General features: G+C 60.1%; 13 protein-coding genes. 8 read left to right on the top strand and 5 right to left on the bottom strand.

The window, feature by feature from the left end:
- Positions 1-31 precede the first annotated feature (31 nt).
- Positions 32-694, top strand: a complete 663-nt coding sequence (gene yrfG, locus LOY53_RS01260) for a GMP/IMP nucleotidase (protein WP_027595199.1) — start codon at positions 32-34, stop codon at positions 692-694.
- 55 nt (positions 695-749) lie between these two features.
- Here the strand turns inward: yrfG and lysM are convergent, their stop codons facing one another.
- Complete coding sequence (gene lysM / locus LOY53_RS01255; protein WP_186681870.1) at positions 750-1,190, bottom strand: peptidoglycan-binding protein LysM; 441 nt, start codon at positions 1,188-1,190, stop codon at positions 750-752.
- A gap of 174 nt (positions 1,191-1,364) precedes the next feature.
- Between lysM and fdhD the strand changes: the two genes are divergently transcribed.
- The 3 genes from fdhD to LOY53_RS01240 all read left to right on the top strand — a co-directional run bounded on the left by fdhD (position 1,365) and on the right by LOY53_RS01240 (position 5,343).
- On the top strand, positions 1,365-2,195 hold the full coding sequence (fdhD, locus tag LOY53_RS01250) for a formate dehydrogenase accessory sulfurtransferase FdhD (protein ID WP_099452628.1): 831 nt from the start codon (positions 1,365-1,367) through the stop codon (positions 2,193-2,195).
- 5 nt (positions 2,196-2,200) lie between these two features.
- Positions 2,201-4,546 carry an FdhF/YdeP family oxidoreductase gene (locus tag LOY53_RS01245; protein ID WP_258703504.1) on the top strand — a complete coding sequence of 782 codons (2,346 nt, stop codon included), beginning with the start codon at positions 2,201-2,203 and terminating at the stop codon, positions 4,544-4,546.
- A gap of 317 nt (positions 4,547-4,863) precedes the next feature.
- A complete protein-coding gene (locus LOY53_RS01240) occupies positions 4,864-5,343 on the top strand; it encodes a glycine zipper domain-containing protein (protein ID WP_027595195.1) in 480 nt (159 codons plus the stop codon).
- A gap of 55 nt (positions 5,344-5,398) precedes the next feature.
- Here LOY53_RS01240 and LOY53_RS01235 read toward each other — a convergent pair whose 3' ends face one another.
- Positions 5,399-5,839, bottom strand: coding sequence for a thioesterase family protein (locus LOY53_RS01235; protein ID WP_085273862.1), 441 nt, complete (start codon positions 5,837-5,839; stop codon positions 5,399-5,401).
- 102 nt (positions 5,840-5,941) lie between these two features.
- Here LOY53_RS01235 and LOY53_RS01230 point away from each other — a divergent pair, with 102 nt between their 5' ends.
- The 3 genes from LOY53_RS01230 (at position 5,942) to LOY53_RS01220 (ending at position 7,380) form a co-directional block, all read left to right on the top strand.
- Positions 5,942-6,319, top strand: a complete 378-nt coding sequence (locus tag LOY53_RS01230) for a hypothetical protein (RefSeq protein WP_258703503.1) — start codon at positions 5,942-5,944, stop codon at positions 6,317-6,319.
- Between the two features lie 173 nt (positions 6,320-6,492).
- Positions 6,493-6,678 carry a type II toxin-antitoxin system RelE/ParE family toxin gene (locus LOY53_RS01225; protein ID WP_258703502.1) on the top strand — a complete coding sequence of 62 codons (186 nt, stop codon included), beginning with the start codon at positions 6,493-6,495 and terminating at the stop codon, positions 6,676-6,678.
- 228 nt (positions 6,679-6,906) lie between these two features.
- The gene (locus tag LOY53_RS01220) at positions 6,907-7,380 is read left to right on the top strand and encodes a hypothetical protein (RefSeq protein ID WP_258703501.1); all 474 of its coding nucleotides are present in this window, start codon (positions 6,907-6,909) and stop codon (positions 7,378-7,380) included.
- 162 nt (positions 7,381-7,542) lie between these two features.
- Here the strand turns inward: LOY53_RS01220 and LOY53_RS01215 are convergent, their stop codons facing one another.
- Both LOY53_RS01215 and hslO read right to left on the bottom strand, forming a co-directional pair.
- Positions 7,543-9,084, bottom strand: coding sequence for a phosphoenolpyruvate carboxykinase (locus tag LOY53_RS01215; RefSeq protein ID WP_027595193.1), 1,542 nt, complete (start codon positions 9,082-9,084; stop codon positions 7,543-7,545).
- Between the two features lie 179 nt (positions 9,085-9,263).
- A complete protein-coding gene (gene hslO / locus LOY53_RS01210) occupies positions 9,264-10,163 on the bottom strand; it encodes an Hsp33 family molecular chaperone HslO (RefSeq protein ID WP_027595192.1) in 900 nt (299 codons plus the stop codon).
- 118 nt (positions 10,164-10,281) lie between these two features.
- On the opposite strand from hslO, the gene LOY53_RS01205 reads away from it, so the two are divergent.
- On the top strand, positions 10,282-11,076 hold the full coding sequence (locus tag LOY53_RS01205; RefSeq protein WP_252826422.1) for a phosphatase PAP2 family protein: 795 nt from the start codon (positions 10,282-10,284) through the stop codon (positions 11,074-11,076).
- 74 nt (positions 11,077-11,150) lie between these two features.
- Here LOY53_RS01205 and LOY53_RS01200 read toward each other — a convergent pair whose 3' ends face one another.
- Positions 11,151-11,552, bottom strand: coding sequence for an RNA-binding S4 domain-containing protein (locus tag LOY53_RS01200; protein ID WP_099428071.1), 402 nt, complete (start codon positions 11,550-11,552; stop codon positions 11,151-11,153).
- Positions 11,553-11,636: the final 84 nt, after the last annotated feature.

Raw genomic sequence — 11,636 nt, 5'->3', positions numbered from 1 at the left:
CCGTGGCTAGCCGACTGAACGAGAGTTTCCCATGCCTGTTCTTCCCTGGTCTGCCATCGATACTGTCCTGCTGGACATGGACGGCACGCTGCTCGACCTGCACTACGACAACCGCTTCTGGCTGGAGCACCTGCCCCAGCGCTATGCCGAGCTGCATGGCGTGAGCCGGGCCATGGCGGAAATGGAGCTGCAGCCTTTGTTCGAGCGCAATGCCGGCACGCTCAACTGGTACTGCCTGGACTTCTGGAGCCGTGAGCTGAAGCTGCCGATCCGCGAACTGAAACGCGAGATCGCCGACCTGATTGCCCTGCGCCCGGATGCCGACACCTTCCTGGCCGCCATCCGTCAGGCAGGCAAACGCGTGGTGATGATCACCAATGCCCACCGTGACTCGCTGTCACTGAAGCTGGAGCGGGTGGAACTGGCGCCGTATTTCGAGCGGCTGATCAGTTCGCATGATTATGGTTATCCGAAAGAGAGCCCACAGTTTTGGGATGCCTTGCAGGCGGATATTGGCTTTGAGCCTGCGCGCAGCCTGTTCATCGATGACACATTGGCGATTTTGCGCAGTGCCCAGCGGTTTGGCGTGGGGCATTTGCTGGCAGTGCGCCAGCCAGATAGCCAGGCGGCACCCCGCGACACCCAAGAGTTTGCAGCGGTCGAGGATTACCGGGATTTGCTGGCAGGCCTGTGAGGGCCCTTTCGCGGGCTTGCCCCGCGAAAGGGGCGGCACAGCCTACAGAGATCTATCAGTCCGGAATGCGCAACACCTGCCCCGGGTAGATCTTGTCCGGGTGGGTGAGCATCGGCTTGTTCGCCTCGAAGATCTTGTTGTACTGGTTGCCATTGCCATACACGACTAGAGCAATGGCTGAAAGGGTGTCACCCTTTTTAACGGTAACGAACCGCGCAGCCTGAACGACTGGCCCTGTCACCTTGATCTGATCGTCAACGCTGGCCACACCACTGATGTTGCCCGCCGCCAGAATGATCTTCTCCTTCTCCTCCTGGCTGGCCACCTCACCCTTGAGGATGATCTTGTCGCCCTCTACAGTGGCGGTGATGTTCGGATTACCCAGGCCAACCTTTTGCACATGCTCCTTGAGCTGCTCCTCGGCATTGGCATTGCCGGGGGTCAGCAGGTCGATCAACTTCTCGCCGGCTTCCTTCACGAAACTGAATAGGCTCATTGCGTTCTCCTTGTTGAAAAAACCTCGGAGCCAGGAGTCTAGGCCAGGATTGCTCGGCCTGCCCCACTGCGACCAATCGACGCGGTCTATCACGGCATAGACCCTAGCGATTAGACGTGACCGGCCCACAGGCCTAGGCTTGTGCTATCAAAAAGCCGCCGGTAGTCAGCCCCGATGAACAGCAAACCTCCGGTCTGCGCGGCCTCATCGCCTTTGGCCTTGCCCGCCGCCAGCAACACCTACGAATACGTCCAGCTCAGCGACGCCGAGCGCGCCAGCACGCCATTGGCCGAAGAAGTGGCCCTGGCCATCGCCTTCAACGGCCTCAATCAGGCCGTGATGCTGGTGAGCCCGACCGACCTGGAAGACTTTGCAGTTGGTTTCAGCGTCGGCAGCGGGATTGTCGAAGGCACCCAGGAAATCTATGACCTCAAGCTTTCTGGCAGCGGTTCGGCAATGTACGCCGACCTGGAAATCTCCAGCCGCGCCTTCTGGAACCTGAAAAACCAGCGCCGCCAACTGGCCGGCACCAGCGGCTGCGGCCTGTGCGGGGTCGAAGCCCTGGAGCAGGCACTGCCAGAGCTTGCCGAACTGCCCGGCGCGCCACTGCCGCCCGCGCACTGGCTGGCTGGCCTGCGCCAGCGCATCGACGCCTTCCAGCCGCTTGGCCAGCATTGCGGCGCGGTGCATGCGGCACTGTTCATGGACCGTAACGGCGAGCTGTTGCTCGGCCGCGAGGACATTGGCCGGCACAACGCCCTCGACAAACTGATCGGCGCCCTGCTGCGCCAAGGCATCGACAGTGAAGGCGGCCTGGCCATCGTCACCAGCCGCTGCAGCCTGGAGCTGATCCAGAAGGTCCTGCGTGCCGGCATCCAGACCCTGGTTAGCCTGTCGGCGCCCACCGGCCTTGCCCTGCAATGGGCACGCAAGCACAACCTCAACCTCATCCACTTGCCCAAGCACAGCGCACCGCGGGTCTACAGCCCAGCGGCGGAGTCGTAACAGCCGTGACCTCGTACCAGCACCTCCCGGACAACGCCCCAGCCTCCTCCCCTCGCTACAAGCCCTACCACGGCCCCGCCGGTGGCTGGGGGGCGTTGCGCAGCGTGGCCAAGGCCTGGGTCGGCAGCGACAATGCGCTGAAGAACATTCGAGCCCTGCTCAAGACCAACCAGAATGGCGGCTTCGACTGCCCCGGCTGCGCCTGGGGCGATTCGCCGGAAAGCGGCATGGTCAAGTTCTGCGAGAACGGCGCCAAGGCAGTCAACTGGGAAGCCACCAAGCGCCGCGTCGATGCCGCCTTCTTCGCCCGCTACAGCGTCAGCGCGCTGCGCGAACAAAGCGATTACTGGCTGGAGTACCAAGGGCGCCTGACCGAACCGATGGTCTACGACGCGCAACGCGACCATTACCAGCCCATCAGTTGGGAGGCGGCCTTCGCCCTGATCGCCCGCGAACTGAACAACCTGGCAACGCCTGACCAGGCCGAGTTCTACACCTCGGGCCGTGCCAGCAACGAAGCCGCGTACCTCTACCAATTGTTCGTGCGCGCCTACGGCACCAACAATTTCCCGGATTGCTCGAACATGTGCCACGAAGCCAGCGGCGTGGCCCTGGGTCAGAGCGTCGGCGTCGGCAAGGGCACGGTCACCTACGACGATTTCGAGCATGCCGATGCGATCTTCGTCTGGGGCCAGAACCCGGGCACCAACCACCCGCGCATGCTCGACCCGCTGCGCGATGCGGTTAAACGCGGTGCCCAGGTGGTGTGCGTCAACCCGCTGAAAGAGCGCGGCCTTGAACGCTTCCAGCACCCACAGAACCCGCTGGAGATGTTGACCAACAGCGACCGGCCAACCAACACCGCGTTCTTCCGCCCGGCCCTGGGTGGCGACATGGCGCTGCTGCGTGGGATGGCCAAGTTCGTCCTGCAGTGGGAACGCGAAGCCCAGGCCAACGGCGAGCCTGCGGTCTTCGACCACGCCTTCATTGCCGAGCATGGCCACGGCGTCGATGACTACTTGGCCGTGGTCGACGCCACTTCGTGGGAACACATTCAGGCGCAATCCGGCCTAACCCTGGCCGACATCGAGTTGGCAGCGCGCATGTACTGCCGTGGCAAGCGGGTGATCATGTGCTGGGCGATGGGCATCACCCAGCACCGTCATTCGGTGCCGACCATCCAGGAAATCGTCAACCTGCAGATGCTGCGCGGCAACATCGGCGCGCCAGGCGCCGGCCTGTGCCCGGTGCGTGGCCACAGCAACGTCCAGGGCGACCGCACCATGGGCATCAACGAGCGCCCGCCGGTGGCCTTGCTCGACGCCATCGAAAAGCGCTTCAACTTCCCCGTGCCGCGGCACAACGGCCACAACACCGTCGAAGCCATCCACGCCATGCTCGACGGCCGCGCCAAGGTGTTCATCGGCCTGGGCGGTAACTTTGCCCAAGCCACGCCAGACACCGAGCGCACCGCGCAGGCGCTGCGCAACTGCGAACTGACCGTGCACATCAGCACCAAACTCAACCGCAGCCACCTGATTCACGGCAAGCAGGCGCTGATCCTGCCGTGCCTGGGCCGTACCGACATCGACCTGCAGGCCGACGGGCCACAAGCGGTGACTGTGGAAGACTCGTTCAGCATGGTCCATGCCTCCAACGGCCAGTTGAAACCACTGTCGACGCAGATGCGCTCGGAGCCTGCGGTGGTCGCTGGCATCGCCGCCGCCACCCTGGGCAAGCAGCCGGTCGATTGGCACTGGCTGGTGGCCGATTACGACCGCATCCGCGACCTGATCGGCGACACCATCCCCGGCTTCGGCGGCTTCAACGAACGCCTGCGTGAACCGGGCGGTTTTTACCTGGGCAACAGCGCCGCCAGCCGCGAATGGAAGACCGCTACCGGCCGCGCCAACTTCAAGGCCAACCTGTTGCCGGACACCTTGCTTGATGAAAGGGTGCGGGCCAGCGGCCAGTTGCCAGACCTGATCATGCAGTCGATGCGCTCGCACGATCAGTACAACACCACCATCTATGGCCTGGATGACCGCTACCGCGGCGTGCGTGGCCAGCGTGAAGTGCTGTTCGCCAACGAGGCCGACATCCTCCGCCTAGGTTTCCAGCCGGGGCAGAAGGTCGACATCGTTTCGTTGTGGGGCGATGAGCATGTGCGCCGTGTGCACGGTTTCACATTGCTGGCCTTTGATATCCCGGCGGGGCAGGCGGCGGCTTACTATCCAGAAGTGAACCCGCTGGTGCCGCTTGAGAGCATTGGCGATGGCAGCCATACGCCGACTTCCAAGTTCATTGCCATCAAGCTTGAGCGGGCGCGGGACAATGGGCGCATTCTGTAGAGATGTGTTGGGTTCTTCGCGGGCAAGCCCGCTCCCACAGGTAACTCCACTAGGCTTGAGAGTTGGGGTGATGGTGTAGGAGCGGGCTTGCCCGCGAAAGGGCCGGAAGCAGCACCGCCAAAAACGAAAAAAGCCCTGTTCCGCAACGGTTCAGGGCTTTGTCATAAGTACCTCTGACAGCCAAAAACCGATAAAGTTTCACAGTAAATACAGTAACTTAGAGAATTGTGTACAACTCGTGCTACTCGTCGGATTTCAATTGCCAGCCGCGCTCCAGAGCCTCAAATTCGCCTCGTCATCCTTATGAGGCTCTCTTGATGAAGAAGTACTCCTCGATTCTGTTGTTGTCTTTCAGCTTGCTCAGCGGCGTTGCCATGGCCGGTGGCAATACCGAGGCCGGCATTGGCGGCGCATTGGGTGGGGTACTCGGCTCCGTCGTGGGCAACTCCATCGGTGGTAGCACAGGCGGCGCCATTGGTGCCGGCTTGGGCGGCGCCGCCGGCGGTGCACTGGGTGCCGACAAACGTCAGCGTGGCGAAGCCGCCATCGGTGGCGCGCTGGGCGCTGCAGGCGGTAACGTGGTCGGTCGCTCCGTGGGCGGTACCACCGGTAGCTACATTGGTGCAGCAGCCGGCGGTGGTGCCGGTGGCGCGCTGGGTAACTACATGGGTAACAAGGCCGACGAAGACGAGCGCCATGACGATCGTCGCTACCGTCGCAGCTATGACGACCGCCGTCACTACGACCGTGGCCACCATTACGGCCACCGCAAGCACAAGCGCCACTGGCGCGACTAATGCCTGAGGGCCCAGCCCTGGCAGCAAACGCCCCGCCCGCACCGGCGGGGCTTTTTTATGCCTGTTGCCCGAGCTGAAGGCCAGCGAGCACTGCCTGCAGCGCCTCAGGCAACGGCACAGGCCGGCCGCTTGCCCGCTCGATGAACACCTGCACCACCGTCCCCGCCGCACAGGCATCCGCTTCACCCGGGCGATAGAGGGCCAACCGGTACTCCACGGTACTGCCCGCCAGGCGCGTCACGCCCAGCCCCACCTCAAGCACATCCGGAAAGCCCGGCAGGGCGAAGAAGTCTGCAGCCGAACTGACCACGAACGCCGCCAGCGCACCTTCGCGCAGGTCGAATTCGGCCTGCTCCACCAGAAACGCCTGGATGGCGGTTTCGAAGAAGCCATGCACGGTGGCACCGGCGATATGGCCGTTGTGATCGTTGTCTTGCGGGCGGGTGAGGATGGGGTGGAAGTGGGTGAATGCGCTGCGCTGAGGAGATTCGGTCATTAGTTATCCACAGTTGATGACACCAGAAGGAAGCTTCCCACAACAATATCGGAAGGCATATAGTCGCAATCAACTATAGATTGCATAGCATGGTTTATCCCGATGAAACCGAGAAAAACACCCGTGCCCACTCATCAAGTAGACCATGCCAACCTGAGCCGATTGGCTGAAGCAGGGCGCATCAACGCCACTCACATCGTGGGCCAACCGGGAGGTTGGGCCATTCAGGTCGATATCAATCAGCAGGAACACATTCTGACCGCCCAACGCAGCGGCAACGTGAGGCTATTCAAGAAATTCGAAACCTTGGTGACTTACCTGCTCGATCTGGGTATTGAGCATTTCGAAGTCGATGCATCCACGTTTGATCCTGGCCAAACGAGTACCTATCAACGGCCGGATCGTGCCCAGGCCCTCAAAAAGGCCCATGAGGCCGCAGCCTATGAGCTTGGTTTACTGAACAGGTCGAGGCAAGCCTGAACGATACTTCACCGCTTATGGAGGATGAAGAAGCGGAACGACTGTTCGCCGCACACCGCGCTGCGCCCAGGGCCAAAATTCGCTGATGCGGCTGGTATGGCGTCAGATGGCACGTAAAGACCGTTTTCGCATCATGGACCATATTGCGCAAGATAACCCTTGAAGCGGCCATCATGCTGGACGAATCCTTCAGGGAGAAAGCCAGGCGCGCTGCACACAATCCTTCTGTGTACAGAAAGGGCAGGTACCCAGAAACTCGAGAAATCGTGGTACGGCCTAACTATGTGATGATTTACCGCGTCTCGGGCGAGTGCGTTGAGATCATCCGTATTCTGCATGCACGGCAAAAATGGCCTTGATTCACATACGAAAAAGCCGCCCCTAGTGGCGGCTTCCTCGGAGCAGCTGGCAGCAGTATACAGCTGTGAACAAGCAGCCTAGACGGCGTCAGAAACTTCAAATTTCTGGAGTCCAGCACGTCCGAAGGTTCGCCGAGGAAGTCAACTGATAAATCTAACAGTTTCCGCTTTTACAGAAATTGTGAATAGTCGGCTTTGTTTCATCATCTAATTACTTGGAGAGCAGATATGAGCACTGACATCAATTATGAATTTCACGACTATTTCATAGATATCTTTAATGAGGACATGAATGAAAGCGTTCGCCGGTTCCTACCGCCTCGAGATTTTCATTACAACCTTTACATGGAAACACGCGGTGGCCAAGCACAGTTCACACTTCAAACCGTTGAAGAGGGGGGGAGCTATCGAAACTATATTGAGCTGGAATATAAGCTGAGCCCTGGTACGGAAAAGGCAAAATTCAATCTCGAGTTCGTGAGTCGAGGCTCTGACCTGGCTCTGGAGTGCGACTCAGTCCAACAAGAGAGCGTGGTGCGCGCCTGGGAATGGGATGGCAGCATTATAGAAAAAAAGATCAACGGCTTGCAAACCGTTGACTTTATTGGAAAAAGAATTGTTAGAGCTGAAATTATTCCAGAGAATTCGGCCGGAACGTTGAGATTGCGGACTGTTAAATGGAACCGCAATCCAGCCAATTAAACTCGCACCAACTATAAACATAAACCCTAATTGCATACAAGCTGCAGAACTGCCCCAGCAGTTCAGCTAGTCATTAATAAGCCGCCCTTGTGGCCAATGCCAGTCAGCTTAACTGACTGGCATTGGCCACAAGGGCGGCTTATTGTTACAACCAACGACAGCTTACAGCTGTGGGCCAGCAGCCTTAATCGCGTCGGAAACTTCGAATTTCTTGAAGTTTTCGATGAACAGCTTGGCCAGGCCTTTGGCCGCTTCGTCGTAAGCGGCTTTGTCAGCCCAGTTGGTGCGTGGGTTGAGCAGCTCGGTGTCGACGCCCGGAACGGCTTTTGGCACGTCCAGGTTGATGATGTCCAGGTGCTCGGTTTCGGCACCTACCAGTGCACCGCTCTGGATCGCAGCGATCACAGCACGGGTGGTCGGGATGCTGAAACGCTTGCCAACGCCGTAGCCACCGCCGGTCCAGCCGGTGTTGACCAGGTAAACCTTGGAGTTGAAGCCGTTGATGCGCTTGATCAGCAGCTCAGCGTACTCGCCAGCCGGACGCGGGAAGAACGGCGCGCCGAAGCAGGTGGAGAAGGTCGACTTGATGCCGCCGCCCGAACCCATTTCGGTGGAACCGACCAGCGCGGTGTAACCGGACAGGAAGTGGTAAGCAGCCTGTTCGTTGTTCAGGATCGAAACCGGAGGCAGAACGCCAGTCAGGTCGCAGGTCAGGAAGATGACCGCGTTAGGCTCGCCGCCCAGGTTCGCTTCGGAACGCTTGGCAACGTGCTCCAGCGGGTAGGCCGCACGGCTGTTCTGGGTCAGGCTGACGTCGGTGTAGTCGGCGTGCTTGTTGGCATCGAGTACGACGTTTTCCAGCACTGCGCCATGCTTGATGGCTTTCCAGATGACCGGCTCGTTCTTCTCGGACAGGTCGATGCACTTGGCGTAGCAGCCGCCTTCCATGTTGAAGACAACGCCTTCGCCCCAACCGTGCTCGTCGTCACCGATCAGGTAACGGCTTTCGTCGGCCGACAGGGTGGTCTTGCCGGTGCCGGACAGGCCGAAGAACAGGGTCACATCGCCTTCTTCACCGATGTTGGCAGCGCAGTGCATTGGCAGCACGTCAGCGGCCGGCAGCAGGAAGTTCTGCACCGAGAACATGGCTTTCTTCATTTCGCCGGCGTAACGCATGCCAGCGATCAGCACTTTCTTGGCGGCGAAGTTGATGATGACGCAACCGTCGGAGTTGGTGCCGTCACGCTCAGGCTCGCACACGAAGTTGGCAACGTTGAGCACTTGCCACTGGTCACGGCCAGCCGGGTTGAACTGTTCAGGGTTGATGAACAGGCAACGGCCGAACAGGTTCTGCCAGGCAGTCTGGGTGGTCATCTTCACCGGCAGGTAGTGCTCGGCGGCGGCGCCTACGTGAACGTAGGAAACGAAGTGATCCTGGGCGTTGTTGAACGCCTCGACGCGGTCCCACAGGGCATCGAACTTGTCGGCCGGGAACTTGCGGTTGATCGGGCCCCAGGAAATGGCGTCCTGGGTGGAAGGTTCTTCGACGATGAAACGGTCAGCCGGCGAACGGCCAGTACGGTGCCCAGTCTCAACGACCAGTGCGCCGGTATCGGCTAGTACGCCTTCACCGCGTTGCAGCGCTTCTTTTACCAGCTCATCGACGCTCAGGTCGGTGTACACGGTGTTGTTGGCTTGCGTCATGAGATACCCCATCCGGCCCGAGGCCGAGTGCTCCAAACGTTTTGTAGTTGTCTGTAAAAAACTACTACAGCGAAAAAAGTGGCCGGATTATGCCAGAAAAGCCCAAAAAAAGTAGGCCCCTCCTGTCGTAACCGCGCTTTTGCGCAATTAGACAGGAGATTTCCCTGCAATTAATCGTTTCAGTGGCGAGTTTCTGAGGCCGTGTCCGTGCCGCCACCCGCAAACAGTTGCGCCACATCGCTTGCATCGAAGAAATAGCGCTCGTTGCAGAACTGGCAATCGATCTCCACCTTGCCACCACACTCCTCGACCAACTGCTTGGCATCGTGCTCGCCGAGGCTGACCAGCGCATTGCCGGAGCGCTCGCGCGAGCAGCTGCAGTGGAAACGCAGGGGTTCGATGTCGAACAGGCGCACCGCGTCTTCGTGGTACAGACGGTGCAGCAAGGTTTCGTTGTCTTCCTGCCACTCTTCAGGCTTGAGTGTCTTGGCCAGGGCTACAACGTGCTGCCAGCTGTCCTCACGCTCTTCGTCGTCCGGCTGACGATCACGTGGCAATTGCTGCAACAGCAGGCCGCGGGCCTTGCCATCTTTGGCATCGAGCCAGAAACGGGTGTTGAGCTGTTGCGACTGAACGAAGTAATTGGTGAAGCACTCCGACAGGTTCGCACCGTCCAGGTCCACGGTCCCCTGGTAGCGCTGGCCGTTGACTGGGTCGATGGTCAGCGTCAGATGGCCGTCGGGCATCAGCTGCGCCAAGGTCGCGTCGGCAGGAATCTGATCGGCTTCGTAACGGGCCACGCCGCGGATTTCGCGCTCGCCCGAGCACTCCACCATCAGCAGCGGGATCGGCCCCTGAGAGCGCGCCTGCAGGATCAGCAGGCCGTCGAACTTCAGGGCACCCACCAGCAATGCGGTGGCGGCCATCAATTCGCCGAGCAGCGCGGCCACGGGTTGGGGGTACGGGTGACGCGCCAGCACTTCGGCATAGCTGCGGTCGAGCCCTACCCACTCACCGCGGATATCGCGGTCGTCGAAGAGGAAACGTTGGGTGAAATCGGTATCCGGCAATTCGCTCATAGGTTCTGGCTATCTGAAAATGATGACAAAATGGTTACACGAGGTTTCGAAATACTGCGAAGCCCGTGGCAGAGCGCTCACAAGGCGCTCCGATTCCTGTTGGCAATAGAGGTATCTTATGGACAATCGACCACTGTTCCAAGCAAGGTGGTCCTTCGGGCCCTTGGCAGCCTGCACGCTGCTGCCCATCGCTCTACTGTGTTTCTGGTTATGGCCTTTTGGCCAGATCCTGTGCCTGACTTTCGACGAGTGGCTGTTCCACAGCCTCAATGCGCCGCTGGCCGACAACACCACCTGGCGCTACATCTGGACCCTTGGCAGCCTGCGCCCGTTCGACATCGTGGTCGGGCTGATCCTTCTGGCGGTGCTGATCCGTGGCAACTGGGTGTTCAAAGCCTGCCAGGTGCGTGAGGCGTTTTTCGGCTTTCTGGTGACCCTGATCCTATTAGTGGTGATTCGCGCGCTGTTTTCCAAGTGGGTGGATGCTGCGGGGTGGCAACACAAGAGCCCGTCGATGATCTTCGATGACGTCGTGCACCTCAGTGACTATTACCCGAACCTGGAAGCGGCCTGGGAACTCAAGGACCGCTCCAGCAAGAGTTTCCCGGGCGATCACGCCTCGGTGCTGCTGGTCTGGGCGTTGTTCATGAGCGTGTTCAGCCGTCGCCTGATGCACTACCTGGTGGTCTGGGGGCTGGCGCTGGTGTTCATGCTGCCACGCTTGGTGGCGGGCGCCCATTGGGGCCAGGACGACTACATCGGCGGGTTGCTGATGGCGGTGCTGGCGTTGGGGTGGAGTTGCTACACGCCTCTGGCGGCCAAAGGCAGTGCGGCGTTGATGCGCTGGACGGCGCCGTTGTTTGCCTTAGCAGGCAGGTTACCGTTGGTCGGTAGACTGGCGGTGGTTCGCTAACAGCGGGGGCCGCTTTGCGGCCCTTTCGCAGGTAAGCCAGCTCCTACCTCGATCGCGCTGCCTTAGGGGCCTGGCTATTCAAAGCTACCGTGCAGTTGGTGAATCTGTCGCCGCTGCTTCTTGTTTGGCCGGCCATCGGTGGTCACACCCATCGCCCCGGCCTTGCGCATTTCGGCAGCCTGTTCGCGGCGGCGCACACTCTCTTCGGTTTCTGCATACAGCGCCTGCGCTTCGGGCGCCCCGCGCCTGACCACCGACAGCGCCTTGACCACCACTGTGCGCTCGTCAAACCCGGTGCGCAGGACAAACTCATCCCCTACCCTGGGTTCCTTGCCCGGCTTGCAGCGTTCGCCCCGGCAATGCACCTTGCCACTTTCGATGGCCGCCTTGGCCAGCGCCCGAGTCTTGTAGAACCGCGCCGCCCATAGCCATTTGTCCAGGCGAACCTTGTCGTCTTCTTCCGCCTTGTGTGCCATCCCGTTACCTCGAATTCTGTCTTTAATCGAACTGTACTACCGTATCTTGCGGATGCAAAAAGTCCACGCCGTGCTTACAGTTCA

Origin of the sequence: Pseudomonas sp. B21-031 (assembly GCF_024748985.1) — a bacterium.
GTDB lineage: Bacteria > Pseudomonadota > Gammaproteobacteria > Pseudomonadales > Pseudomonadaceae > Aquipseudomonas > Aquipseudomonas kermanshahensis.
Note: the sequence above shows the minus strand (reverse complement) of the source record. Positions and strands in the feature narration are given on the sequence as shown.

Coding starts and splice junctions, on each gene's coding strand:
- yrfG (WP_027595199.1), top strand. CDS start 32: ATGCCTGTTCTTCCCTGGTCTGCCATCGATACTGTCCTGCTGGACATG.
- lysM (WP_186681870.1), bottom strand. CDS start 1,190: ATGAGCCTATTCAGTTTCGTGAAGGAAGCCGGCGAGAAGTTGATCGAC.
- fdhD (WP_099452628.1), top strand. CDS start 1,365: ATGAACAGCAAACCTCCGGTCTGCGCGGCCTCATCGCCTTTGGCCTTG.
- LOY53_RS01240 (WP_027595195.1), top strand. CDS start 4,864: ATGAAGAAGTACTCCTCGATTCTGTTGTTGTCTTTCAGCTTGCTCAGC.
- LOY53_RS01235 (WP_085273862.1), bottom strand. CDS start 5,839: ATGACCGAATCTCCTCAGCGCAGCGCATTCACCCACTTCCACCCCATC.
- LOY53_RS01230 (WP_258703503.1), top strand. CDS start 5,942: ATGAAACCGAGAAAAACACCCGTGCCCACTCATCAAGTAGACCATGCC.
- LOY53_RS01225 (WP_258703502.1), top strand. CDS start 6,493: ATGCTGGACGAATCCTTCAGGGAGAAAGCCAGGCGCGCTGCACACAAT.
- LOY53_RS01220 (WP_258703501.1), top strand. CDS start 6,907: ATGAGCACTGACATCAATTATGAATTTCACGACTATTTCATAGATATC.
- LOY53_RS01215 (WP_027595193.1), bottom strand. CDS start 9,084: ATGACGCAAGCCAACAACACCGTGTACACCGACCTGAGCGTCGATGAG.
- hslO (WP_027595192.1), bottom strand. CDS start 10,163: ATGAGCGAATTGCCGGATACCGATTTCACCCAACGTTTCCTCTTCGAC.
- LOY53_RS01205 (WP_252826422.1), top strand. CDS start 10,282: ATGGACAATCGACCACTGTTCCAAGCAAGGTGGTCCTTCGGGCCCTTG.
- LOY53_RS01200 (WP_099428071.1), bottom strand. CDS start 11,552: ATGGCACACAAGGCGGAAGAAGACGACAAGGTTCGCCTGGACAAATGG.